Annotated in this window: 28 protein-coding genes, 1 tRNA gene and 1 other annotated feature; of the genes, 4 read left to right on the top strand and 25 right to left on the bottom strand. The window is 35.8% G+C overall.

Translation table 11 applies throughout. From position 1 onward, the window contains the following. Positions 1–73: 73 nt before the first annotated feature. From FHL05_RS03095 to gmk, 10 genes are all read right to left on the bottom strand, one after another. Positions 74–733: a thiamine diphosphokinase gene (locus tag FHL05_RS03095; RefSeq protein WP_153384473.1), complete on the bottom strand. Its 660-nt coding sequence runs from the start codon at positions 731–733 to the stop codon at positions 74–76. Beyond that, positions 733–1404 carry a ribulose-phosphate 3-epimerase gene (gene rpe, locus FHL05_RS03100; protein WP_153384472.1) on the bottom strand — a complete coding sequence of 224 codons (672 nt, stop codon included), beginning with the start codon at positions 1402–1404 and terminating at the stop codon, positions 733–735. The genes FHL05_RS03095 and rpe overlap by 1 nt, the downstream gene beginning before the upstream one ends. 13 nt (positions 1405–1417) lie before the next feature. Then, entirely contained in the window at positions 1418–2308 is an 891-nt protein-coding gene (gene rsgA, locus FHL05_RS03105; protein WP_153384471.1) for a ribosome small subunit-dependent GTPase A, read from the bottom strand. Between the two features lie 3 nt (positions 2309–2311). Next, positions 2312–4303, bottom strand: a complete 1992-nt coding sequence (gene pknB, locus FHL05_RS03110) for a Stk1 family PASTA domain-containing Ser/Thr kinase (protein WP_153384470.1) — start codon at positions 4301–4303, stop codon at positions 2312–2314. Further along, positions 4304–5050, bottom strand: coding sequence for a Stp1/IreP family PP2C-type Ser/Thr phosphatase (locus FHL05_RS03115; protein ID WP_153384469.1), 747 nt, complete (start codon positions 5048–5050; stop codon positions 4304–4306). Between the two features lie 19 nt (positions 5051–5069). Then, positions 5070–6392, bottom strand: coding sequence for a 16S rRNA (cytosine(967)-C(5))-methyltransferase RsmB (gene rsmB / locus FHL05_RS03120; protein ID WP_153384468.1), 1323 nt, complete (start codon positions 6390–6392; stop codon positions 5070–5072). Continuing rightward, positions 6382–7332 (bottom strand): methionyl-tRNA formyltransferase, encoded by a 951-nt coding sequence (gene fmt / locus FHL05_RS03125; RefSeq protein WP_153384467.1) that lies wholly within the window; start codon positions 7330–7332, stop codon positions 6382–6384. The genes rsmB and fmt overlap by 11 nt, the downstream gene beginning before the upstream one ends. Before the next feature lie 14 nt (positions 7333–7346). Then, positions 7347–9761, bottom strand: coding sequence for a primosomal protein N' (gene priA / locus FHL05_RS03130; RefSeq protein WP_153384466.1), 2415 nt, complete (start codon positions 9759–9761; stop codon positions 7347–7349). A 76-nt stretch (positions 9762–9837) separates the two neighbouring features. Then, positions 9838–10095 (bottom strand): DNA-directed RNA polymerase subunit omega, encoded by a 258-nt coding sequence (gene rpoZ / locus FHL05_RS03135; RefSeq protein ID WP_153384465.1) that lies wholly within the window; start codon positions 10093–10095, stop codon positions 9838–9840. 6 nt (positions 10096–10101) lie between these two features. Beyond that, complete coding sequence (gmk, locus tag FHL05_RS03140) at positions 10102–10713, bottom strand: guanylate kinase (RefSeq protein WP_162000188.1); 612 nt, start codon at positions 10711–10713, stop codon at positions 10102–10104. A 178-nt stretch (positions 10714–10891) separates the two neighbouring features. Here gmk and FHL05_RS03145 point away from each other — a divergent pair, with 178 nt between their 5' ends. Then, positions 10892–11212: a hypothetical protein gene (locus tag FHL05_RS03145; protein WP_153521990.1), complete on the top strand. Its 321-nt coding sequence runs from the start codon at positions 10892–10894 to the stop codon at positions 11210–11212. Here the strand turns inward: FHL05_RS03145 and recN are convergent. The 15 genes from recN to FHL05_RS03220 form a co-directional block, all read right to left on the bottom strand. After that, complete coding sequence (gene recN / locus FHL05_RS03150; protein ID WP_153384462.1) at positions 11204–12898, bottom strand: DNA repair protein RecN; 1695 nt, start codon at positions 12896–12898, stop codon at positions 11204–11206. The two genes, FHL05_RS03145 and recN, sit on opposite strands and share 9 nt — an antisense overlap. 8 nt (positions 12899–12906) lie before the next feature. After that, positions 12907–13731, bottom strand: coding sequence for a TlyA family RNA methyltransferase (locus FHL05_RS03155; RefSeq protein WP_153384461.1), 825 nt, complete (start codon positions 13729–13731; stop codon positions 12907–12909). Between the two features lie 10 nt (positions 13732–13741). Then, positions 13742–14590, bottom strand: coding sequence for a polyprenyl synthetase family protein (locus FHL05_RS03160; protein ID WP_153384460.1), 849 nt, complete (start codon positions 14588–14590; stop codon positions 13742–13744). A gap of 2 nt (positions 14591–14592) precedes the next feature. Continuing rightward, entirely contained in the window at positions 14593–14841 is a 249-nt protein-coding gene (locus FHL05_RS03165) for an exodeoxyribonuclease VII small subunit (protein WP_153384459.1), read from the bottom strand. Continuing rightward, positions 14834–16183, bottom strand: coding sequence for an exodeoxyribonuclease VII large subunit (xseA, locus tag FHL05_RS03170; protein ID WP_153384458.1), 1350 nt, complete (start codon positions 16181–16183; stop codon positions 14834–14836). Before xseA ends, FHL05_RS03165 begins: the two co-directional genes overlap by 8 nt. Beyond that, positions 16176–17024, bottom strand: a complete 849-nt coding sequence (locus tag FHL05_RS03175; protein WP_162000185.1) for a bifunctional 5,10-methylenetetrahydrofolate dehydrogenase/5,10-methenyltetrahydrofolate cyclohydrolase — start codon at positions 17022–17024, stop codon at positions 16176–16178. Before FHL05_RS03175 ends, xseA begins: the two co-directional genes overlap by 8 nt. 38 nt (positions 17025–17062) lie before the next feature. Beyond that, positions 17063–17467, bottom strand: coding sequence for a transcription antitermination factor NusB (gene nusB / locus FHL05_RS03180; RefSeq protein WP_162000186.1), 405 nt, complete (start codon positions 17465–17467; stop codon positions 17063–17065). Between the two features lie 5 nt (positions 17468–17472). Continuing rightward, complete coding sequence (locus FHL05_RS03185; RefSeq protein WP_153384456.1) at positions 17473–17892, bottom strand: Asp23/Gls24 family envelope stress response protein; 420 nt, start codon at positions 17890–17892, stop codon at positions 17473–17475. Positions 17893–17915: 23 nt separating this feature from the next. After that, positions 17916–18479, bottom strand: coding sequence for an elongation factor P (gene efp / locus FHL05_RS03190; protein ID WP_153384455.1), 564 nt, complete (start codon positions 18477–18479; stop codon positions 17916–17918). A gap of 135 nt (positions 18480–18614) precedes the next feature. Beyond that, on the bottom strand, positions 18615–18887 hold the full coding sequence (gene rpmA, locus FHL05_RS03195) for a 50S ribosomal protein L27 (RefSeq protein WP_153384454.1): 273 nt from the start codon (positions 18885–18887) through the stop codon (positions 18615–18617). Between the two features lie 12 nt (positions 18888–18899). Continuing rightward, the gene (locus FHL05_RS03200; RefSeq protein WP_153384453.1) at positions 18900–19244 is read right to left on the bottom strand and encodes a ribosomal-processing cysteine protease Prp; all 345 of its coding nucleotides are present in this window, start codon (positions 19242–19244) and stop codon (positions 18900–18902) included. 2 nt (positions 19245–19246) lie between these two features. After that, positions 19247–19558 carry a 50S ribosomal protein L21 gene (gene rplU / locus FHL05_RS03205; RefSeq protein WP_059073571.1) on the bottom strand — a complete coding sequence of 104 codons (312 nt, stop codon included), beginning with the start codon at positions 19556–19558 and terminating at the stop codon, positions 19247–19249. A gap of 9 nt (positions 19559–19567) precedes the next feature. Beyond that, positions 19568–19635: a sequence feature (ribosomal protein L21 leader region), on the bottom strand. A 44-nt stretch (positions 19636–19679) separates the two neighbouring features. After that, positions 19680–21245: a hypothetical protein gene (locus tag FHL05_RS03210; protein ID WP_153384452.1), complete on the bottom strand. Its 1566-nt coding sequence runs from the start codon at positions 21243–21245 to the stop codon at positions 19680–19682. A gap of 95 nt (positions 21246–21340) precedes the next feature. Then, positions 21341–21592 carry a hypothetical protein gene (locus FHL05_RS03215; protein ID WP_153384451.1) on the bottom strand — a complete coding sequence of 84 codons (252 nt, stop codon included), beginning with the start codon at positions 21590–21592 and terminating at the stop codon, positions 21341–21343. A gap of 143 nt (positions 21593–21735) precedes the next feature. Further along, a complete protein-coding gene (locus FHL05_RS03220; protein WP_153521992.1) occupies positions 21736–23136 on the bottom strand; it encodes a carboxylesterase family protein in 1401 nt (466 codons plus the stop codon). Positions 23137–23322: 186 nt separating this feature from the next. On the opposite strand from FHL05_RS03220, the gene FHL05_RS03225 reads away from it, so the two are divergent. The 3 genes from FHL05_RS03225 to FHL05_RS03230 all read left to right on the top strand — a co-directional run bounded on the left by FHL05_RS03225 (position 23323) and on the right by FHL05_RS03230 (position 24049). Further along, a complete protein-coding gene (locus FHL05_RS03225; RefSeq protein WP_153384449.1) occupies positions 23323–23514 on the top strand; it encodes a hypothetical protein in 192 nt (63 codons plus the stop codon). A 194-nt stretch (positions 23515–23708) separates the two neighbouring features. Next, positions 23709–23831 (top strand): hypothetical protein, encoded by a 123-nt coding sequence (locus FHL05_RS12675; protein ID WP_272950434.1) that lies wholly within the window; start codon positions 23709–23711, stop codon positions 23829–23831. Between the two features lie 144 nt (positions 23832–23975). Further along, a tRNA-Arg gene (locus tag FHL05_RS03230) sits at positions 23976–24049 on the top strand. The last annotated feature ends 199 nt before the right edge of the window (positions 24050–24248 follow it).

A 24248-nucleotide genomic window follows, 5' to 3' on the forward strand; every position in this document is an offset into this window, starting at 1 on the left:
GCAATTCTCTTATGAAATAAAAAAATAAGTATTTCATATCGAAAAAAATTAAACGATTATGAAATACTTATTTTTATTTTTTGTCTTTACTTTGGATGACAGCGACAATTCCACTTTCAAAGCTGAAATCAATCGTTCCTTTGACAAATTCATTACTGGCCCAACTGATTGGGTGACCAGCGCTGAAATCTTTTAATTTATATTTAGCATCGAACAAATTCAAATGCGTCACTGGTCCCAGGTTTACGAAAGCCACATACTGCATGCTATTTTCGTGATAAATCGTATAGCGACCGGGACGAAAGAATCTAATCGTATTCGTAGCTGCTTTAAAATACAATTTATCAAAAAAGTCTAAAAATCTTGGGTCATAGGGCAAGAACAAATTAACTAAAAAATGGTCAATTCTTCCGCCCGTGGCACCATAAACATAATATTCTTGAGGATTGAATTTTTCCCTAACTGCTAACAAACATAATTCTGAATCGGTATCATCTTTTTCTGGTGGAAATTTCTCAAAATCAGGTACGTTATCACGTAAGAGTTTTTGTTCCTTTTTCCCAATCGAGTCAAAATCGCCGATAACAATTTCTGGAATGATGCCGTTAGCCAAAAGATGCAAGCCTCCACGATCGGCACCAACCCATGGTCCAGGAATAGCTTTGATACTTTGGCTCAATTCATCAGGGTACTCACTTTCAGGACCGCCTAAGAGGATATTAACTCGTTTCATTATTCCTCTTTCTTTGCCAATTTCTTCAAGTTGTCGATCCTATCCTTCAGTCCATCTTGACCATTGAAAAGATATGAGCCGGCTACAAAAATATCTGCTCCTGCTTTGGAACATTTAGCAATTGTGTCAGCATTGATTCCACCATCAACTTCAATCTCAAAATCGTCGTCGGCTGCTGTTTGACGAAGTTGATCCAAACGTTGAATTTTCTTAATCATATTAGGAATAAATTTTTGACCGCCAAAGCCTGGATTAACTGTCATAACAAGAATCTGATCAATCACTGGGAATAACTCTTTAACTGTTTCTAAAGGCGTTCCCGGATTAACGACTACTCCAGCTTTAACGCCATAACTCTTGATTAAATCAATTGAACGGTAAATATGTTGCGTACTTTCAGCATGAACTAAAATCGTATCGGCACCAGCATCGACCATTGGTTTAACATATGCATCTGGATTTTCAATCATCATATGTACATCTAATGGTTTATCAGTGACTCTACACATCCCTTCGACCACGCTAGGACTAAAGGACATATTTGGAACAAAATGACCGTCCATAATATCAATATGGAATAAGTCTGCTCCAGCTTGTTCAGCTGCTTTCACGTCACGCTCTAAATTCATAATATCTGCAGATAAAATTGATGGTGCAATCTTTACTGTCATATAATTCAACTCCTCAATATCTTTTTTTGTACGAATTAATTTCGTTTAAAAAGTATAGATAATTGTCATAACGACTCTGCATTATCTTACCCTCGGCAAGTTCTTCTTTAACCTTACAATTTGGTTCATTAACATGACGACAGCCTCTAAATTGGCACTCGCCACTGTATCTCAAAAACTCAGGATATAACGTTGGTAACTCTTCTGGAGTGATTGTTTGTAAGTCAATCGATGAAAATCCGGGCGTATCAGCCACTAATCCGTCAAAAATATCGAATAGTGAAACTTGTCTAGTTGTATGTTTCCCACGATTCAAGGTTTGTGAGATTGCAGCTGTAGCTAGTCCCAAATCTTTATCAATATGATTCAACAAAGTTGATTTGCCAGCTCCTGATTGACCTGTAAAAACAGTCACTTTATTAGCAAAAGTTTGTTTGAGTTTATCGACCTGCTTTTCATTATAACTGTCTTGGTCATCAAATACTTGATATCCTGCCTCATGATAACCCGATAAAGTTTGTTTTAATTCTAAATATTGCTCATTTGTTAAGAGATCAGCCTTCGTTAAATAAATCAAAGGTGTAATCCCGTTATGCTCAATATTAAGCAAAATTTTATCTAATAAATTACTCGAAAAATTAGGCTCAGCTGATGAAGTAACCACGATTGCTTGATCGACATTAGCAATTGGTGGACGAACTAAACTGTTGTCACGAGGCAAAATTTCTAAAATATAGCCTAAATCGCCGGTGGCATCAAATTTAACTTTGTCGCCGACCAAAGGCTTAATCTTACGTTTTCTAAAATTGCCTCTGGCACGCGTGCGAATCAGTTCTTCACTTTCATCATCTAAGACATCATAAAATCCACTGATTGATTTTATAATTCTACCTGTTTTTTCCATACATCACCTATTTACTGAACCGCCTAGAACTGTCTTGTTATCACGTTCAACTACGTAGGATCCAGTTTGTCCATCTCTTAAATTGAAACTCAATGTTACTGGTGTATCTGCTGTTATCGTCATTGACTTATACGGCGTATTGATACTGTGGGTCGCATCAGAAATATAAATCGTCACTTCATTATCGCCATTGCTATCAAAAGGAACCGTGATTTCTTTATTTACCGTCGTCGTGCTTGACGAACTATTGCTATTATTGCTGTCATTACTGCTATTACTATCGCTGTCACTGTCGCTATCTTTATCGCTTGAATTAGACTTGCTTTCATCTTGGCCCTTAGAAATAACGACTGATAATGTGCCACCTTTAGCAATAGTACTATTTGCGGAAGGAGTTTGACTTATCAAGATTCCTTCCTCAGTTTCATCTGAATATTCATAAGAAGTACTCAAGGTCAAACCAGCTTCATCTGCATAATCTTGAATGCTCTTTAAATTATAACCCGTCAAATCACGTACTTTGACCATCTTCGGTTTGACGGTTTTAACTTTAGCTATCGTCAATGTCAAAGATTTATTCTTGGTAACGACTTTTTTGCCACCAGGAATACTTTGCTTAATAATTGTTCCTGCAGAATAATCATTCGTAGCTTTATATTTCAATTTGACTTTAAAACCACGTTTTTCCAAATTATCAGAAACGTCGTCATATTGTTTACCAACCAGCTTAGGGACTTTATAGTACTTAGCACCCAAGCTAACAACCAAATTAACTTTAGCGCCATTTTTCAATTTTAAACCTTTGACCGGAATTGATTTGATGACATGACCTGCTTCAATATCATCATCATTTTCTTTTGAAACATCGCCGGTCGACAGATTCGAGCTCTTCAACATGACTCCAGCTTGTTTGACTGTCAAATTATATAAATCAGGGACTGTCGTCTCTTGATTGCTTTTAATTACCATCGCTATCACAAACAATATCAATACTATTGGCACAAGTGACGCTAATAAAACAATCTTTCTCTTACGACTCATTTTCTTCTTGGGACGCTCTTCTTGCGAAGTAGATTCATCCTTTGATTCATCCAAAGGCTCCATTACTCGAGTTTCCTCTAAATCATTTATTGGAGTTGGGATAAATTTAGGTTCTTGGGAACGTTCTGGCATTAAACAAGTGCTAAGATCTTCACCCATTTCCTTGACCGATTGGTAACGTTGATCTGGGTCTTTAGCTGTTGCTTTTAAGACAACGTTTTCCAGCGGCTGGGGAATATTAGGATCAATTTTTTTCAAGTCAGGCATTTCTTCTTTAGAATGCTTCAATGCGACTGTTACGGCTGTGTCACCAGTAAAAGGTACATGCTTGGTCAATAATTCAAATAAAATTATTCCTAAAGCATAGATATCGGACAAAACGGTTGCTGAGCGTCCTTTGATTTGTTCTGGCGACATATAATGCACTGAACCTAAAAGCGAATTCGTACGCGTAATCGAACGTTCGCTTAAAGCTAGGGCTATTCCAAAATCAGACACTTTGACTTGTATCGGATCTTTTTTCTCTTCGACCAGAATATTTTCTGGTTTCAAATCACGATGAATAATTCCGTGCTCATGTGCATCTGAAACTGCCATACAAATTTGCTTCATTATATCGACAACTTCGTGATACGGAATTGGAAAATGCATCCGGATATATTTCTTCAAATTAGGTCCATCGACATATTCAATTACAATGTATTGCACTCCGTTGTCATTACCAACATCTAAAACATTTACTATGTTTGGATTCGAGAGACCACTAGTTGCCTTGGCTTCACGCCCAAATCTCCGTTTAACTGATTCGTCATCTTGAAGATCATATCGCAACGCTTTAACTGCTACTTTGCGATTTAACAGTGTGTCATTGGCTAAATAAACATTAGCCATTCCGCCTTCACCAAGTGTACCTAGAATCTCATAACGACCGCCTACTAGGTAACCTTTTTCCATCTAATGATTACCTCCGTTATCTTTTGTAGAAAAGAGTAAGGCGGTGATATTGTCTCTTCCACCAGCAGAGTTAGCTTTGTCAACTAACAGATGACATTTAGCTTCCAAACTTATTTTTTCTGAGAGAATCTTTTTAATCTCTGGTTCTGGTACCATGTTAGTCAAACCATCGGTACATAACAAAATAATAGCATTTTCTACTAAGTCGAAGTCTTTAACTCGCGGCTGTACAGTTTGAGAAACGCCTAATGTTTGAGTAATAATATTTTTCTGAGGATGGTTCTTAGCTTCCTCAGGACTGATCTGACCTGTCTCCAATAATTCGTGAACTAATGAATGATCGACGCTCAATTGCTTCAAATCGCCGTCAGTATAGATATAACATCTTGAATCACCGACATTTACGACCATCATTTTGCCACCAACAAAGAAAACGCCAACCATAGTGGTCCCCATTCCGCTCAAATCATCGAACTGATTCGAAACGGAAACGATTCTGTCATTTTCCTTACTCAATTCGCGAATGATCCATTCGCGAAGCTCATCGATGTTGTCTACTTCAGATTCTTCAAAGTTATGTCCTAAATGGGATACAGCCATATCAGAAGCAACGTCACCACCACGGTGTCCGCCCATACCATCAGCCACGATTCCAAAAACAATGCCCTTTTTGTTCTTAAAGACATTCACATAATCTTGATTGTTTTCTCTGAGTTTTCCAACATCAGTTAATAACGCATATTCCATCAGTTCCAACCTTACCTCTTTAATTTTTTCTAACGAATGTTGCTATAAAGAATCCGTCTGTAAAGTAATCGCTAGGTAATACCTTGAGCATACCATCTTTAACTGATTTATCCAGCACAGCTTCATGCTTAACTGGCTCTATCGCAAAATTATCATGCTTTGCTAAGAATTTCTTTACGACCATTTCGTTTTCTTCTTCATCAAAAGTACAAGTACTGAAAACTAATTTTCCATTCACTTCTAATAAATCAACTAAACTATCCAAAATTTGCAACTGTACTCTTTGTAAGTTTAAAAGATCTTCTTCTTGACGGAAGTATCTTAATTCAGGTTTTCTTCTAATCAAACCTAACCCAGAACAAGGAGCATCAACTAAAATTCGATCAAATTTTGTGTTGAGGACATCCTTGGCTTTTCGAGCATCGATTGCTCCGGTACTAATAATATCGCTATAACCCATTCTTTGGCTATTATCACGAATCAACTTAGTTTTGTGTTTGTGAATATCCAAAGCTGTAACTTCGCCATCTTTAATATAACTGGCAATATGAGTAGTCTTGCCACCAGGAGCAGCACAGGCATCTAGTACGTGACTGTCAGGCTTGATATCTAATGCTGGAGCAACCAACATTGAACTCTCATCTTGAATCGTATATAGTCCATCCCTAAATTCATCCGTATTGACCAAATTGCCGCCATCACAAACTAGTCCAACTGAAGAAATTTTACTTTGATGAACTTCAAATCCTTTATCATTTAAAATCTTTTTCAAATCCGCCACAGTTGTCTTATTAGTATTAACGCGAATCGAGACGCTGGAAGCTTGATTGATCGACTTCAAAATTTCTTTAGCTTTAGCTAAGCCTTGCTGCTCAATAAATTGACTTACTAACCAACGTGGCACGCTATATAAGCGACTTAAATCGTAAACTGAATTACTTTTTGGCAATTGTTTATAGCCATTACGTTGAAAATTACGTAAAACCGCGTTAACTAAATTACCGGCACCACGATTGGCTTTTACTTTAGCAATTTCAGTCGATTCATTTAAAACCGCATGAGCTGGAATTTTATCTAAGTAAACCAGTTGGTAAATCGCAGTTTGTAATAATAAATCTAGCCACAAGTCTAATTTCTTATCTTTCAAATATGGTTCCAATTGATATTCCAAAACATATTTATTTTGAATCACGCCATAAACAATATTTGTCATCAAACGACTATCAGCATCTGACAAATCGGCCTTATTTAAAATATTATTGATTTCGATATTTGAATAAGCTCTATTTTGAAAGATTCTAGTTAATGCTTCCACAGCTAATTCACGGGGATTATTTTTCATTGATAACTTGTTGTCCTTTTTCTAAGTTTTTGCCTAATCCGTTCATATAATTGGCAATATCCATTTCTTTTTTACCGGCTGGTTGAATCTTTTTAATTGAAACGCCATTTTTGTCACCTGCAACAATAATAAGTTTCTTCTTGCCCAAATCATAAACGGTTCCAACATCTTGGTCAGTATCGATGTCCACGACTTCAGTCTTGTATAACTTAGTCCGTTGACCATCTAACATTGTCCAAGCACCCGGATCAGGGCTTAAAGCTCTAATTTGGTTGAAAACTTGTTGTGCTGATTTAGTAAAATCAATTTTTTCTTGTTCTTTGGAGATATTGGGTGAGAAAACAACCTTATCTGGATCTTGTTTAATAGGCGTAATATCATTGCTTAAAATCTTAGGAATCGTATCTAGCAATAATTCACGACCAACAATAGCTAATTTTTCAAACAAACTGCCATTATCATCGTCTTTTGAAATTGGCAATTTTTCTTGACTGATAATATCGCCGGCATCCATTCCCTTGACCATGTACATAATGGTAATCCCTGTTTCCTTATCACCATTTAAGAGCGACCATTGGATTGGAGCGCCACCACGATATTTTGGCAAAAGTGAGCCATGCACATTGATTGCCGCAACTTTAGCTGAATTCAAAAAACTTGTAGGCAAGAATTGTCCGTAAGCAGCTGTGATAATCAAATCAGCCTTCAATTCTTTTAACTCTTCAACTTCTGGACTACCAGGCAATTTTGCTGGTTGATATAATTTAATATTCTCTTCTTCAGCAATTAATTTAACTGGACTCTTTTGAAGTTTTTGTTTGCGTCCAACTGGCTTATCTGGTTGCGTTACGGCCGCTATAACGTCATACCCTTCTTTAAGAAGTCCCCGAAGCACAGTAGCGGAAAATTCTGGTGTTCCTAAAAATATTACTTTTGTCATTCAATCACCCTCGCTTAATCAATATGTTGTGGTTCGTTATCAATTGCAATTGTATATCCTTGTTTAGCATCAGCTTGCGTTTCATTTAGAATTTCAAGCAATCGTTGATGTAAATTTGGCTCATGTTTATATTTTACAATAATTTGATAATAATATTTATTTTGTTTTCTTGAAATCATCGTCGGACTAGGTCCCAAAAGAATCGCATCCTTAGACAATGCCCCTTGGAGCTGCTTTTTTAACCAATAACTCTGTTTCAAAGTTTTTCCTTCATCTTGATTAGCAACACTAATCAAAGTCGTGAAATAGTATGGCGTGTAATTGGATTGATGACGGATAAACATTTCCTGTTTGAAAAATGTTTCGTAGTCTTGCTTGGCGGCATCCTTAATTGCATAGTGATCAGGATTAAACGTTTGAATTACTACTTTACCAGGCTTTTGAGCTCGACCGGCTCGACCACTGACCTGCGTTAAAAGTTGAAAGGTCCTCTCACTGGCTCGAAAATCTGCCAAACTCAAAGTCGTATCAGCATTGATTACTCCAACCAAGGTAACATCTGGAAAATCTAAGCCTTTAGCAATCATCTGCGTGCCCAACAAAATATCAGCTTGATGTTGGCCAAATTTGGCTAGAATTTTTGCATGAGCACCCTTTCTTCTAGTCGTATCGACATCCATTCGTAAAATTCTTGCTTCAGGAAACAAATCATTCAGTTGTTGTTCAATATTTTGTGTGCCAGTCCCATAAAAGCCAATCTTCTTGCTGCCACAATTGGGGCAAGAATTTGGTACGGGTTCTTCATGACCGCAATAATGACACTTCATTCGACGTAAATCTTTATGATAAGTCAGCGAAACATCACAATTGGGACACTTCAAAACAAATCCACATTCACGACACATCATGAATGATGAATAACCGCGACGATTTAACAAAACGATTGCTTGTTCATGCCGATTTAAAGTTTCTTGTAGATGTTCTTTTAAGGCTGGTGAAAAATCACCTTTAACTGCAGAATTTTCAGCATCCCGCATATCGACGATTTGTACATGTGGCAAATTTTGGTTATTGATTCTCTTGGTCATCCTAATCAAGTGATAAACGCCCTTTTGCGCTCTGGCTCTTGATTCTAGTGACGGAGTCGCACTTCCTAAGACCACTGGACATTTGTTGACTTGTGCTCGCCACAACGCTACGTCTCTTGCATGATATCTAGGATTATCGTCTTGTTTATAACTAGCCTCATGTTCCTCATCAATTATAATCAAACCGATTTTTTCTAAGGGAGCAAAAACGGCACTTCTAGCGCCAACAACCACTTTTACACGATGATTTTCAATCCGAGTCCATTCGTCATAACGCTCGCCACTAGATAAACCGCTATGTAGGACCGCCACTTGATCACCGAAACGACCAACCACTCGATTGACCATCTGTGGCGTTAAGGAAATTTCTGGAACTAGCATCAAAGCCGTTTTTCCCTTTTTAATAGCTTTTTCAATTGCCTGGAGATAAACTTCTGTCTTACCACTCCCTGTGACTCCTTCAATCAAGTAAGTCTGTGGGTCTTCTTTAACAATCGAGCTATTAATTTTATCGACGGCAGTTTTTTGTTCAGGAGTTAAATCTAAATTTGTAGTTTTCTTAGCATTTATTCCAACTGGTTTACGTAATTTAGTGACTTCAACTACTTTAACTAAATTATTTTTTTCAGCTGTCTTGATTGCTGCTCTTGAAATTCCATATTCTTTTTGCAAAACATTAAATTCGACTGGAAGATCTCCTAAATGGTTGGCTAAAAAGTCGAGCAATTTTATTTGTGCTTTAGCATTAGCACGTAATTTACTCTTTTGTTCATGGAGTTGAATCACATTCAAATCTGTCGTCACAGCCTGACGCTTTATTTGTAAAGCGTGATTTTCCACAACATATTGAATATCTACTTTTTTTGCCTTTCGTAGTTTATTAATTTTCCTGACAGTTTTTTCATCAGTTTGATTAGTTATCTCTAGAGTTTGGGCTCCATTTAGCAAATTTTCCACTTCAGAATCGTTTTTAGCATCATCTAATGGAATCACATATTCTTTATATTTAGCCCGCATTACGCTTGGCAACATAGTCTGTAAACAGGATATCTGAAAAGAATACGTCCGATCAGCTAGCCAATAAGATAAGTCCAACATTTCTTTAGATAAAACTGGCTTTAAATCGATCACACGTATAATAGGTTTTAATTTGCCTTGAAAGTCACTAGTATCTTTAACCTTCATGACAAATCCTTGTATTCTTCTTTTACCTCGACCAAATGGGACTTCCACCCTCATACCGGCAACAACTACATCTTCTAATGCTTCTGGTATCTGATATTCAAATGGTCGATTAGTTTGCATAGTAGGTACATCAACAATCACTTCAGCTACTGACATAAAAACCACCTATTTAAATTTTTCACTTAAGAATAAAAAAGCCCCCACTAATTCGAAAATCAGTGAAGGAATAATTTTATTCGTTTTCTTCTTTTTTCTCTTCTTCAACCTTTTCGGCTTCTTTTTCAAGAAGAATTGAATTAGGATCTATTTCAATCTTGTCATCAGCAATTTCCTCAAAAGCACGACCAACTGTTCTTGGTGATTCATACTTGTTCAATAATTCAATATCGCCAGCTTCTAATTGGTGAGCTCTCTTAGCAGCTAAAACTGCTAGTGAGTAACGAGAATCAACTCGATCTAAAAGTTTATCAATGGATGGATAAATAATCATAACTTATCAATCTCCTATTATTTTTTTATATTTATCAATTACACGTGGCACTCTTAAGTGTTCACTTCTAATTATACCTTCAATTTTTTCAACTGCATTAGGTATTTTATCATTAACGACGGCATAGTCATAGCTTGTCATCATTTGAATTTCTTTTTTGGCTTTTTCCATGCGCTTATCAATAGTCTTTTCATCATCAGTTCCACGATGAGTGATTCTATCTCTTAAGCTAGTCAAATCAGGTGGCGTAAGGAAAATAAACACGCCATCGGGCATCTTTTCACGGACTTGCATTGCACCATTAACTTCAATCTCCAATAAAACGTCAATTCCAGCATCTAGCTTTTGATTGACGTACTTTAAAGGAGTTCCATAGTAATGATCAACGTATTTAGCATATTCAAGCATTCCGCCATTTTTTATTTCTTCTTCAAATTCATCATTTGTTCGGAAATAATAATCGACTCCATCGACTTCTCCGGGACGCATTTGGCGAGTAGTCATCGAAACAGAATAATCAAATTTAATTGAAGAATTCTTTAACATTGCTTTGCGAACAGTTCCTTTACCTACTCCAGATGGACCTGATAAAACGATTAACATTCCCCTTGACATAATTAAAATATCCCTACTATCTATTTATAATATGTTATCTATCATGCAATAAATTCATATGTTTTTCAAGACTTTAGGCTTTTACATGATAAAAATTACTTAAGAAATAACAAAATAAAGTTGCTCTTTCGAACACAGGTTCGTATAATGTAAGTACAAACAAGTGTTCGGGGGCTTAAAAATGCAAGCAAGACAATTACGTAATCGTTTCACTGCAAATTTAATCAACAATACAACCAATTTTATTAATAACAATTTTGATTTTAACATCAAAACTGCACCCAAAATCAAAATAAAGCAAATGCCTTTAATGCAATTAGAAATTTTTGCAGAACAAAGTTTCCAAAAAAATTATTCTGTCGTTATTACAATGTTAAACGACAAACAAGTTCAAGGCAAATTTATTTCACAAGTTAATCAAAATAAATACGTTTTTCAGGTCAATTCCAAGCTTTTTAGCATCGTTTCGTTAAATTTAGTTAAGTCGATCAATTTAATCTAAGCGTTTTTGTTCGCCTTGAGCTAATTCCAACAATTCTTGGGCATGTTCTCTGGTTAAGTCAGTTACCTTAGTCCCTGCTAACATCAATGATATCTCTTCAATTCTTTGGTGATCGTTAAGTAATGAAACTTTTGTTTCAGTTTTATCCTTAACGGTCTCTTTTTTTATCTCAAATTGTAAGTCGCTCATTGCTGCCACTTGAGGCAAGTGCGTAATGCAAAGAACCTGCAATGATTGTGAAACTTTATAGATTTTATCGCCAATGGCTTGTGCAACACGGCCGCTGACACCAGTATCTATTTCATCAAAAACAATCGTTTCCACATTCATCTTTTCGGCAATAATTGCTTCGAAAGCTAAAATCACTCGAGAAAGCTCACCGCCAGAGGCAACTTTAACCAATGGCTTGTAGTCTTCACCAACATTAGTCTTCAAATCGAATTGAATTTGATCAATCCCATTATCAGCCAATGATTCATCACCGGAAACAAACGATACTCCAAATTTAGCATTAGGCATGTATAAATCTTTTAATTGATGATTAATCGATTTTTCCAAAGTCGTGGCTGTTTTATGACGCTTTTTCGATAAATCTTTTCCCAGATCAATCAATTCAGACTGCAATTTATCTATTTCAGAAGTTAATTTATCTTCAGTGTTGTCATCAATATCAATTTCTGACAGTTCTTGATGAGCTTTTTTACCAAAGTCGATTACTTCATCTAAGGTAGGACCATATTTCTTTTTCAAACTATCTAAAGTAATTAAACGCTTTTGAATATTATCCAAACGGCCTTCATCAAAATCTAAATTTTCTAATTGGTCGGAAATCGTCGCTGCATTATCTTGCAATTGATAATAAGCACCATTAACTGAATCATATAATTCTTTATAAGAATTATCATAATCCATAATATCTTCTAATTGATCACGAACATTACCTAAAGCGTCGACCACACCCACATTATTTTCAGACAAACCGCGATAGCTTTCTTGTAAAGCTGAACTGATTTTTTCAAAGTTAGCTAATTGATTTTTTTCATCTTCTAGCTGGTCATCTTCTCCAGCCTTTATTTGTGCACTGTCAATCTCTTCAATTTGAAATTTCAACATATCGATTCGTTGAGCCAAATTCTGAGAATTTTTTTGAATCGTGCGCAAGCGGCTGCGCTTTTCCTGATAATTGGTATAAATATTTTGATACTTGGCCAATTGCTTTTGAAATTTATCATCAGCAAAACGATCCAAAATATTAATATGATTTTCTTCATCAAGTAATTCTTGTTGTTGATTTTGACCATGAATCTCAACAAGGAATTGGCCCATTTGTCGTAAAACATTGGTCTTAACTAATTCATTATTGACCCGACAAACATTACGACCTTTGCGATTGATTTCTCGTTTGATAATGATTTGACGATCTTCATGAGCAATTCCGTATTCGTCCAATATAGCAAAAAGAGGACTACCTGATTTGACCTCAAATAGTCCTTGTACTTTTAATTGCTCCTGCCCTGTTCTAATAAAATCAATCGATGATCTACTTCCAACCAATAATCCTAAGGCATCGATAATAATTGACTTACCGGCACCAGTCTCACCAGTTAAAGCAGTCATCCCATCACGAAAATCAATCTGTAATTTATTGATGATTGCAAAATTATTGATTATTAGTTTTTTTAGCATTATTTCACCTATTTATTGAGATTTGAGTATGCTGCTTCCATTGTTTGTTCAATTGAAACACTATCTAGGATTTCGCCAGCTTGTTTCTCTTCTGGTTTTCTGATATGCATTAAAAATTCAATATTTCCTTCGCCACCCTTAATTGGTGAGAAGTCTAAACCGGAAACGATAAATCCGGCATTTTTAGCAAAACTAGTTATTTTTTCTAGAACCATTTGGTGAACTTTATGGTCGCGAACGATTCCATGTTTACCAACGTTTTCAGGCCCAGCCTCAAATTGGGGCTTAATCAAGCAAACAGCATCTGCACCCGGTAAAATGATGTTGAACATTGGTGGCAAAATTAGTTCCAAAGAAATAAATGAAACATCAGTCATCGCAAATTGTGGCAAGCCTTCTTGAAAATCTTCTGGTTTGCTGTATCTAAAGTTGACACGTTCCATAACGACAACTCGTTTATCTTGACGCAATTTCCAAGCTAATTGATTGTAACCAACATCCAAGGCATAGACCTTAGTAGCACCATTTTGTAAGGCGACATCAGTAAAGCCACCTGTGGAGGAACCAATATCAAGACAAATACGGTCGCTCAAATCAATATCAAACGACTTAATTGCCTTTTCTAGTTTGTAACCGCCACGGCTGACATATTTACTATGTGCATTCTTGGCCAAATGAAAAATAGTATCCGGATCAACTTTTTCACCCGGCTTGTCAAAGCGTAAATTGTCTTGATTATAAACTTCACCAGCCATCACGGAGCGCTTAGCTTGTTCTCTTGATTCAAATAAATTTTGTTCAACTAATAAAACATCAATTCTTTTTTTTGCCAATATGTGTCACCTATTCTTTAAAATAATCCAAAAAGTTTACCAATAAATTCTTATCGAATTTTTCTTCTTTTAAAACTGCGTTGAGTGCTTGCTTGATTAAATCGGCTAATTTATCTTCAGTGGCTTTTTTACCAATCAAATTTGGGAAAGTATTCTTATCAGCATCTTCACCATCATCAGCGTCATCTAAGTCATCTTTAAGCTGAAAAGCGAGACCAATGCTGTTGGCATACAAAACCAAATTCTTCGATAACTCGTGATCGGCGCAAAAAGCCCCGATAGTCACGGCAGCAACAATCAAATCGGCCGTCTTTTCTTGATGCAAAGTAGTCAAATCTTTCTCTGATAGCTTCTTATCTTCCATGGTGATATCAGTCATTTGGCCAGCAACCATTCCCATAGGACCGGCGTTGTGGGCCAAAATTCTAACAGCAGCCATACGTTTATCAGTATTTAAATTAGACTTAGCAATCCAATAAAAGGCTTGCGTCAACAGACCATCGCCTGCTAAGACAGCTGGACCGACTCCAAATTTCTTATGATTAGCTAATTTGCCACGACGATAATCGCTATCATCCATTTCAGGCAAATCATCGTGAATCAAAGAATAAGTATGAACTAATTCAATTGCTCCAGCAATATCAAAATAATCTGATAAATCTTCCAACTTGACGCCGGAAGAATAAGCAGTAGCTAAAAATAGCATTGGGCGAACTCTCTTGCCGCCTGCATTGAGCGAATACAGCATTGCTTCTCTTAATGTGTCTTGTTTGACCTCAGAATTTAGCTTATCATTCAAAAATTTATTGAAATCAGGTAAAACCTGTTCGCAAAACTCTGGAAACTTTTTAATTTGCATTACTAATCATTTCCTTCATCTTGATTGCTTTGATCATTTTTCACATCAATTTCTTGACCATCTTTAGTCATGATCTTAGTCACTGTCTGTTCAGCGTCACTAAGTGTTTTTTCAAGTTCTTTACTTAAAGTAACACCTTTTTTGAATTTTTCCATGGCCTCTTCTAAGGGAACATTCCCTGATTCAAGGTTGGTAACAATTGCCTCAAGATCAGCCAAATTTTCTTCAAATGTTTTCTTTTTCTCAGCCATTATTATCCTCACTTACTTCTTTGGTCATTAACTTGACACTACCATTTTTAACTTTTAGGTCAACTTCTTGATTGACCTGATAATCAGTCACGTCTTTTAAAACCTTACCCGCTTTATTGGTTGGAATTGCATAACCACGACTTAGAGTCTTCAAAGGACTTAAAGAATCAAGCGTTGCGACCTGACTATTAAATATATTACGATTTTTATTGATAACTTTATTTACATTATTGATTAAAATTTGATAGTAACGATTTACCTGATTGCCGTAACTATAAATTTTATCTCGAGGTGAAACTTGAACTAAACGATTAGCATCTTGAATCAATCTCGTTTTAGATTGATTCAAATTATTAGTAACGTTTTGACGCAATTTATCTTGCAAATAATCAACTTTTTGTAAGTAAACGTCATAGATTCGCTCTGGATGCTGCAAAAAGACGTTCTGAGACAATGAATCGACCCTTTGCTTGTCGTTATTAATAATATTCATTTGTGCCCTGTAAAGGCGTGTCTGCAAGTCCTGCAAATGAGTTATGACATCACTTAAAACAGGAGTTGCCAATTCTGCAGCAGCCGTAGGTGTAGCTGCACGTAAATCAGCCACCAAATCAGCAATCGTGGTATCAGTCTCATGTCCAACTGAACTAATAACAGGAATCTTGCTTTGCACGATTGCTTGAGCCACTATTTCTTCATTAAAAGGCCATAAGTCTTCAATTGAACCACCGCCACGACCAATGATAATCGTATCGTAATTGCCATCTTCATTGATTCGTTTTAATTGTTGCACGATTGTTCCAGCAGCTTCTTCACCTTGGACTACCGCTGGATATAAAACGATTTGTACGATTGGAAAACGTCTTGCAACAGTAGTCATAATATCATGGATGACTGCACCAGATTGACTCGTTACCACTGCGATTCGCTTAGGAAATTTAACGATTTCTTTTTTGGGCAAATCAAATACGCCCTGAGCAGCTAACTTTTTCTTTAACTGCTCATAAGCCGCATATAAAGCCCCCAAACCAACTGGTTCCATCGAATCAATATAGATTTGATAAGAGCCAGAGGGTTCATAAAGAGAAATTCTGCCTTGAACTAAGACTTGCATCCCCTCTTCAGGTTTAAATTTCACCTTTTCGAATTTACTTTTAAACATTATCGCTGAAATCTTGCTTTTATCATCTTTCAAAGAAAAATATTGGTGACCATTTTTCCTTAATCGAAAGTTAGATATTTCGCCCATTAAATAGACGTGTCCCAAATAAGGGTCCACGTCAAATTTTCTTTTTAAGTATTGGCTCAAAGCGGTAACTGTTAAATACTTATCACTATCCATTTGCCCTGCCTTCAGCTAATTCAATCACTTGGTCAACCAAAGCTGTGATTGTCATCGGACCAACGCCACCTGGAACAGGTGTAATCATTGAAACTTTATCGGAAACATCATCGAAATCAACGTCGCCACAAAGTTTTCCATTTTCATCACGATCCATTCCTACATCGACCACAATGGCTTGGTCTTTGACGTAGTCTTTTTTGATGAACTTAGCTTGACCAATGGCTACAACTAGCACATCAGCCTTACTTGTGATTTCTTTAAGGTTCTTAGTGTGAGAGTGCGTAATCGTAACAGTGGCATTACGATCAAGCATTAAAGCAGCCGTTGGCTTACCAACAATATTGCTACGACCAACGATCACAACATTTTTGCCATCAAGATCAACCTTATAGTGGTCGAGCATCATTAAAATACCTGAAGCTGTAGCTGGTTTTGTCAGAGGTGTACCAATCCAGAGATTTCCAACGCTGATAGGAGTAAAGCCATCAACGTCTTTTCTTGGATCAATTGCTTCAATTACCTTATCTTCATCAATATGATCTGGAACTGGTAATTGAACGATGAATCCATCAATATTTTTATCATGGTTCAGTTCATCGATTTTTGTTAACAATTCTTTTTCAGTTACATCTTGTTCAAAATGAATCAATTGAAAATTAATTCCCAATTTTTCAGCACGGCGTTTCTTATTACGAACATAAACAGCACTAGCACTGTTGTCACCAACTAAAATCACGGCTAGTCCAGGAGTAACGCCCTTAGCTTTCAATTCTTCAACTCGTTTTGTCATTGTTTCATCTAATGCTTGAGCTACTTTTTTACCTTCTAATAATTTCACACTAATCACCATAAAAAGGCTGGTAAATATACCAGCCCTTACCCTTCTACAAAATTAGATAAAATACCATTAACGAAGGACTTTGAGTCCTTATCTCCAAAATCGCTAGCTAAAACGATAGCTTCATCGATAGCTACTTTTCTTGGAACTTCCAAACTGTTTTCCATTTCAAATAACCCAACATGTAAAATTACGCGATCGATTTTGGACAGACGTTGGACTGTCCATTTATTCTTCAAATGAGCGGCAATTTCTTTATCAAGTTCATCTTGATGTTCAACTACACCTGAAACTAAAAAAGTTAAATAATCTGGTACCGCTTCATCAGCTAAATCGCATAATTGCATGGTAGAAGAAATAGCGTCTTGCGGAGCATCCTTAGTAGTCTCGATAGAAAATAGTGATTGAACTGCGAGTTCTCTGATTTTATGTCTACTTATCACTAGTTTTATTCCTTTTTATCTGTTGTTACACGTTCTATTTCGCCAGTTTCTTTTTTAGCGATCAATCCTACAACATGTACGTTAATTTCACTTAAATCTAAATCGGTCATGAATTCAAGTTGCTCAATGGCTGATTTTTGAATCTCCAATGATACTTTGGGAATTGATACGCCATAATCCAAATATACATATACATCTGCAGATATTTTGTCATCATTGAATGACACATCAACGCCCTTACCATGGTTGATTCTTCCGAAAAGTGAATCTATTCGACTAGAAATAGTTCCGCGCATTTCGTATACACCATCAACTTGATTTGTAGCAATCCCTAACAGGATTTCAATAACCTGATGTGATATTTCAACATTACCGTTTATTTTTCCACTATCTTGTTGTAGAGAAACATATTTTTGTTCAGCCATAAACTTATCTCCATAATCAGTTATTAATTAGCACGTGAAATGTAAGTACCATCTTGTGTATTAATTGTTAACATATCGCCTTCATTGACGAAGAATGGCACTTGCACAACAACACCGGTTTCCATAGTAGCTGGTTTTGAGCCACCTGATTGTGTGTCGCCCTTGATTGATGCTTGAGTTTCGACAACCTTGAGGTCAACAGTGTTTGGTACATCGACACCAATTGTTTCACCATTATACATCAAAACGCTAACTTCCATGTTTTCTTTCAAGTACTTCAATTGTTCTTGAATTTGTTCTGCTGGGATAGTCAACTGTTCGTATGTTGTTGTATCCATGAAGACGTGGTTTTCACCATCAGCATATAGATATTGCATCTTCTTGTTTTCGATGTTAGCTTTTTCAACTTTAGCAGTTGATCTAAAAGTCATTTCTTGAACGGCACCAGTTCTTAAGTTCTTTAACTTTGAACGAACAAAGGCGCTACCCTTACCAGGCTTAACATGCTGGAATTCTACAACACGCCAGATACCATCTTTTACTTCAATTGTTAATCCATTTTTAAAATCATTTACAGAAATTGACATTCTATTCTCCCTTAGTTCATAAAATTTGCCGATAGAACACTACACATTATCTTACCAATATTTTAGTACTAATGGCAATAACTCATACTTATTATATAGAAAAAAGAGGAACATTGTCCTCTTTTAATCAATATCTTAGTATACTGAAACTTTCTTTCCGTCTTTGCCAAGTCTTTCGAACTTAACAACGCCATCAGTAAGTGCGAACAATGTATCGTCGCCACCGCGACCAACATTAGCACCTGGGTGAATCTTTGTACCACGTTGTCTGTAAATAATTGAACCAGCAGTAATAGCTTGTCCATCAGCACGTTTAGCACCTAATCTACGACCAGCTGAGTCACGGCCGTTACTTGTTGATCCACCACCTTTATGGTGAGAGAAAAATTGTAAATTCATCTTAAGCATGAAGTTTACCTCCTAATCAAGATCTATTTTATTTTTTTGTACTTGAACTTCAATGTTTTTGGAATAACTGCCCTCAATATCTTTCAATATCCAAAATAAGTTATCCAATAACAAGGCAGTATCGTGTGATATCGCTTTGTCAAATTGGCAGCCGAGATGACCACCATTTACCTCATCCATGACAACCTGAGGTTTGGCCTTAGTAAGTTTTTCCAGATTATTGATTGTTCCAATCGTGACTGCCGAAACGGCGGCACAGACTAAATCTTGACCGTATGGCCCTGAGTCAGCATGCCCTTTAATTAAGAAAGAATCAATCTGTTGATCTGAATTCTGGTGAAAACTTGCCCTAATCATGATTAAGCCTTGATACTATCGATAAGTACCTTTGTATATGGTTGACGGTGACCTGTCTTTGTGTGTGAATGCTTCTTAGGTTTGTACTTGTAAGTAACAACTTTCTTTTCCTTACCTTGTTTTTCAACCTTACCAGAAACACTAGCACCTTCAACAACAGGGCTACCAACTTTAACAGACTTGCCGTCAGAAACTAAGATTACATCATCAAATGTAACTGCGTCCCCTTCTTTGACATCAAGCTTTTCAACATAAATTGAAGAATTTTCTTCAACCTTATATTGCTTACCACCAGTTTTAATAATTGCGTACATAAGCGTACACTCCTTTCTAAGACTCGCCAACTAGGTGCACATAGCTTAAACCTAATTTTGAGCGGTTGTAGATGCAATAGTGATTGCAACTTATAAAATATAGCAAATTTTGCTTGACTTTTCAACCGTTATAAGAACTTTTTTTAGTTTTCCAAACGAATTTTTTTAAACTCAAATATCCTAATCCAATAAATCCAACTAAGTTGATTAGAAGCAAAAGTATACTTATTAAATTATATCGTGAATGAATCTCAATAATATTTTTACCAGGATGCGTTCTTAATTGCAATGTTTGTCGTTTAGATGTCGTCACTTTTACAGACTCATTGTTCAAATGCACACGATAGCCATCATATCTTTGAATTGGCAAATCCAATTGAACTGATTTTGGATTGTAGTATTGAATCCAGTAGTCGCTTTTTTTCGTATAAAAAGTTACTTTTGTTTTTTTACCATTGGCTAAAAATTTTGGTTGGATTTGGCTCGCGTGATCGTGATAATCAAGTACAAACTTTTCATAATTTACATTTTCACTAGTACTTAACGTCTTTTTAAAGTTTAATTGTTGCGCCTGTTCAAAAACGAGAAGACTGAGGCCACTCACAAAAGCAATTACCAGCAAAAGTTTCCAAACGCTTGAGGTCTCTTGAAAAATCATAATAATTATTCGACTTACGATAATAGTCAAAAACAAATCCAGAATACCTAACAAAGCTGGATAAAGCCGGCTTACTTCGATTCCCGGAATTTTTAAGCGATAAAATAGGCTCAAAATCAATGGAATCATTTCTATCAGAATGATTTTATAACTGAAATTGCTCTTTAGAAAAATTAACAATAATAATAGAACTAATAAAATTAAAATTCCTAACAAAAGATATTGTTTCATCAACGATAAATTCAAGTTTTGGTACATAGTTACAAAATTAGGATTTTTAATTCCAGCTTGCCTAAACTTTGTTTGCCATTGTTTTAAGAACAGTGGCCCTATAAAACCAATTGTCGTCAAAAAAGTCATTCCTAAAAGTAATAATCCATTTAAAATCAATTGACCCCAATACTTCCAATGATGGGTCGTTTTAGAAAAAATCATTAGTGGGATTGCTAGGATAATTGTTAGCAAAACGGCAATTGCCATATATGGAGAAGTCCAAATCACCAACAGCATCCCCCAGGTCAACAAATGCCAGTCTTTATTCTTTAAAAAACAAAATAATCCGTAATAGACCATTGGCAAAAAGATCATGACTAAATAATTTTCGATTCGCTGTTCCAAAAAAACCTGAAAAAATCTATTCAAGGAAAAAGTATAAATGACTGATACTAATAACGATTCAAAGGTATCTTTTGAAAAACGTTTCATATAATAATAAGCGCTCACGAAAGTTAAAAAAGTTATCAGCGTTAAATAGGTTGCAAATCCATACGAAATATTGGTATTTAAAAAGATAAAACCAGACAAAATAGTCAGCCACGGGCTAAACAAGTTGATTTGGCTTCCGGAATGATTCCAATAATCAAAATTGATTGGCGAAGAAAAAATATTTTCCAGACTCTTCAGATGGGCAATATTAAAAATCATCGTGTCGCTGAAAGCAGCTTTTTGAAAAAACATAACACTATAAAAAATGCTTAACAATAAAAAAATAATCCCTAAAATTATTCTTTTCCATGAACGATTAGACATGGGATGACTCCCTTTTATTAATAATTTATAAAATTATTATACTAAAAAAGGATTGTGCTATACTACACAATCCTTTGATAATATTCATTTTTTTACTACACAGTTAATGTAGTCATAACTAGACGTCCTAAAATTAAGAAGAAAAAGACTGCTACAAATACTAATTTCCCCTGTCTAATGTTAAGTTTCGTTAAGACTTTCGTTATTAATATCAATGCAATGATTAGACCAACGCCGATTAAGACGCCCATTAAATTACTAATAATTGCTTCTTGCGTCAAAAACGCAGCAAAAACATCTATAAGAATGAAAGCAATTGTAATCATAAACGCAAACTTTCTTTTCAAAATTCGTCCACCTCTAAAATCCCAAGCATTAAAAACGCTTAAACTCAAAGCATAACCGTTTCATTGTAAGTTCTACTTATAATTTTTGCAAGGTACATTTTTATCGGTAACCTATAAACGTTCATGTGACAGTATTTATTTTTTTATAATTTGTAAGACTGCCATGGTAAATCATCTGGATAACGATGACCTATGATTGAAACACTCTTCAAATCATCTGAATCTAGCTCCAAAACTAATCGATCATTGTCGTACAAGGGCCATTCGTACTTGATATCTTCCACATATGGCTTACCAGTGGCGATAAAGTCTCGTAGAAGATTCAAGAAATTCCGGCGGTTCTTACGATAATCGATATTAATTTCAGTTTCTGGTGTATTTAAATAACGAATAACTCCACCGTGCTGTCCTTCATATACCCTAGCTAAATTACAATAAACCTCTGCATCGCTTCTTTGGGTCAATAGTTCAGCTAATCGTCTGCCTGGCAAAGTATACATCGCCATTCCAAGCATTTTGACAAATTCATTTTTAGAATATGGTTCTTTAATCAAAGACTGCTTTAAAATGCCAGCATTTTCACCAAATAAATCGACCATCACCTCATTTTCCAAATGATTGATATTCATCTTCCGATATGCACCTAATTCATTAGTACCGGCGGAAATGATTGTCTTAAAATGTGTCCTCTTGACACGCTGAATCAATTTATCTTGCCAATCGCTTGAAATTAAATCATCATCAATGACTGGTCCGAACCAATTAGTTGAGATATGAGTCCCTAAGGTATGCTCCTGTACTAATTGTAGTCCATCATCTGTCAAATTGAAAAGGTCCTGAGTCGATTTTATATTATTGTCTCGACAAATATTTTCTGTAACCTTTTTAGCTGTTTGTAAATCTCTGATTGTTTGAACTCCACCAGAAAAGACAATTATTTTTTTTACCCAATCTAAAAGGTTTGAATTCGAAGACATTAAAGCACTAACTGATTTTGCCCCAGCTGATAAACCTACTAAAGTAAGATTCTTGATATCGCCACCGAAACTTTTGGCATTGTCGATGACCCACTGAATCGCCATCAATTGGTCAGATAATCCAACATTAGTATCTCCGCCTTCGACTTTACTCCAGCCGAAGAGTCCTAAACGATAATTTGGAACCACGTGAACGACTGACTCGTGGTCAAGCCAAGACATCTGTTTACTGTGATTTCCACCTCTTAAGAATCCTCCACCATACAATTCAATAACAATTGGATATTTTCCTTCTATATCAGGGGTACAAATATCAAGATTCAAACAATTTTCGCCGAAGCGTAATTTATTCGACTGATCCAAAGCTTCATCTTGCATTGGTTGAACGCCATGGTGTACGGCATAATGAAGCTTATTTACTTCATTTGGTCCAAATTTTGCTAGAGAAAATTCTTCAGCTCGTTTAAATCTCCGACCATAACCAAAAGGAATTCCTAGAAAATCAATGTGATCATGGTCAACGGTTCCGTGATAAGTACCTGTGGTAGTTTTTATTATCTTCTTCATTAATAAACCCCCAATGAACAAAATACCGATTTAGTTAACATTTTAAACTAATAATAATAATGTACAAGATTTTCATGTAATCAGTCTAACAATAAACTTATATGTAAAATATTCTCAATTTTCCTTGTCTAGTTAAATAGTCTTGTATATAATTTCAAAGATATGTTTTTTAAGGGAGAGAAATATATGGTATTAACAGACGCTCAAAAGCGTGCCAATGAAAAATGGCACAAGAACCACCGTGATCGCGCAAACTATATTGCAATGCGTTCATCGGCTCGAAGCTTCATCAGAAAAAAGTCAACACTAGATGATTTAATCGAACTTCAAAACATTATTGAAGATCGTCGGAAAGAATTATCTGCAGATCCAGAGTAATCAAATTTAATTAAAATATATAGTCATATTTGATTCAAAAATCTTTTTTGCCGAAATAAGAGCTATTTTTATGTCAAATGTAATAATTTTGTTATAATATTGTCATAGATAGGGGAAACGGAAGCCTTATCTTAAACGCAAAAGTCCAGAAGCTGATGACGTAAAAAGCTGCAATTATTTCGGAGATGAAGATTATGAAATTGACAAATTGGATCAAATCATTATTAAAAGCCGAAAAAAACGAGACTTCCACTCATGATAGAGAAGTACTATCCGAACTAGAAGCCGAGAACAAGGCTTTTATCTTTGGCAAATGACGCAATTTTAGTAAATTATTATAAGGGTCGGTCCGCTTAATTTTAAGTGGACCTTTTATTTTATCTTAACTAAGATTTTTTTAATTTATATTGAAATTTACATTGACATAAATAGAACCTTTTCACTATAATAGTAAAAGTGATGTCACAGTGGCTCAGTTGGATAGAGCAACGGTCTTCTAAACCGTAGGTCGTGAGTTCGAATCTCACCTGTGACATTTTTTTATATCATTTAGCCACTAGATGCCTGTCTAGTGGCTTTTTTTATTTTCTAAATCAAAATTCATGACGGCGAATTTTATAATCAAGTTAGCCACTTTCAATAAAATTCCAAAATAAAAACACCAAGACGAAAAAATCAGGTATCATTGGAGTTCTCCACAAACAATGAAAGAGGTTTTTCGTCTTGATGCAAGA

The sequence above is a fragment of the Companilactobacillus halodurans genome, assembly GCF_009600995.1.
GTDB lineage: Bacteria > Bacillota > Bacilli > Lactobacillales > Lactobacillaceae > Companilactobacillus > Companilactobacillus halodurans.

Bases quoted from the DNA above. Each gene is read 5' to 3' on its own strand.
- FHL05_RS03095 (WP_153384473.1), bottom strand. From the start codon at position 733: ATGAAACGAGTTAATATCCTCTTAGGCGGTCCTGAAAGTGAGTACCCT.
- rpe (WP_153384472.1), bottom strand. From the start codon at position 1,404: ATGACAGTAAAGATTGCACCATCAATTTTATCTGCAGATATTATGAAT.
- rsgA (WP_153384471.1), bottom strand. From the start codon at position 2,308: ATGGAAAAAACAGGTAGAATTATAAAATCAATCAGTGGATTTTATGAT.
- pknB (WP_153384470.1), bottom strand. From the start codon at position 4,303: ATGGAAAAAGGTTACCTAGTAGGCGGTCGTTATGAGATTCTAGGTACA.
- FHL05_RS03115 (WP_153384469.1), bottom strand. From the start codon at position 5,050: ATGGAATATGCGTTATTAACTGATGTTGGAAAACTCAGAGAAAACAAT.
- rsmB (WP_153384468.1), bottom strand. From the start codon at position 6,392: ATGAAAAATAATCCCCGTGAATTAGCTGTGGAAGCATTAACTAGAATC.
- fmt (WP_153384467.1), bottom strand. From the start codon at position 7,332: ATGACAAAAGTAATATTTTTAGGAACACCAGAATTTTCCGCTACTGTG.
- priA (WP_153384466.1), bottom strand. From the start codon at position 9,761: ATGTCAGTAGCTGAAGTGATTGTTGATGTACCTACTATGCAAACTAAT.
- rpoZ (WP_153384465.1), bottom strand. From the start codon at position 10,095: ATGATTATTTATCCATCCATTGATAAACTTTTAGATCGAGTTGATTCT.
- FHL05_RS03145 (WP_153521990.1), top strand. From the start codon at position 10,892: ATGCAAGCAAGACAATTACGTAATCGTTTCACTGCAAATTTAATCAAC.
- recN (WP_153384462.1), bottom strand. From the start codon at position 12,898: ATGCTAAAAAAACTAATAATCAATAATTTTGCAATCATCAATAAATTA.
- FHL05_RS03160 (WP_153384460.1), bottom strand. From the start codon at position 14,590: ATGCAAATTAAAAAGTTTCCAGAGTTTTGCGAACAGGTTTTACCTGAT.
- FHL05_RS03165 (WP_153384459.1), bottom strand. From the start codon at position 14,841: ATGGCTGAGAAAAAGAAAACATTTGAAGAAAATTTGGCTGATCTTGAG.
- xseA (WP_153384458.1), bottom strand. From the start codon at position 16,183: ATGGATAGTGATAAGTATTTAACAGTTACCGCTTTGAGCCAATACTTA.
- FHL05_RS03185 (WP_153384456.1), bottom strand. From the start codon at position 17,892: ATGGCTGAACAAAAATATGTTTCTCTACAACAAGATAGTGGAAAAATA.
- efp (WP_153384455.1), bottom strand. From the start codon at position 18,479: ATGTCAATTTCTGTAAATGATTTTAAAAATGGATTAACAATTGAAGTA.
- rpmA (WP_153384454.1), bottom strand. From the start codon at position 18,887: ATGCTTAAGATGAATTTACAATTTTTCTCTCACCATAAAGGTGGTGGA.
- FHL05_RS03200 (WP_153384453.1), bottom strand. From the start codon at position 19,244: ATGATTAGGGCAAGTTTTCACCAGAATTCAGATCAACAGATTGATTCT.
- rplU (WP_059073571.1), bottom strand. From the start codon at position 19,558: ATGTACGCAATTATTAAAACTGGTGGTAAGCAATATAAGGTTGAAGAA.
- FHL05_RS03210 (WP_153384452.1), bottom strand. From the start codon at position 21,245: ATGTCTAATCGTTCATGGAAAAGAATAATTTTAGGGATTATTTTTTTA.
- FHL05_RS03220 (WP_153521992.1), bottom strand. From the start codon at position 23,136: ATGAAGAAGATAATAAAAACTACCACAGGTACTTATCACGGAACCGTT.
- FHL05_RS03225 (WP_153384449.1), top strand. From the start codon at position 23,323: ATGGTATTAACAGACGCTCAAAAGCGTGCCAATGAAAAATGGCACAAG.
- FHL05_RS12675 (WP_272950434.1), top strand. From the start codon at position 23,709: ATGAAATTGACAAATTGGATCAAATCATTATTAAAAGCCGAAAAAAAC.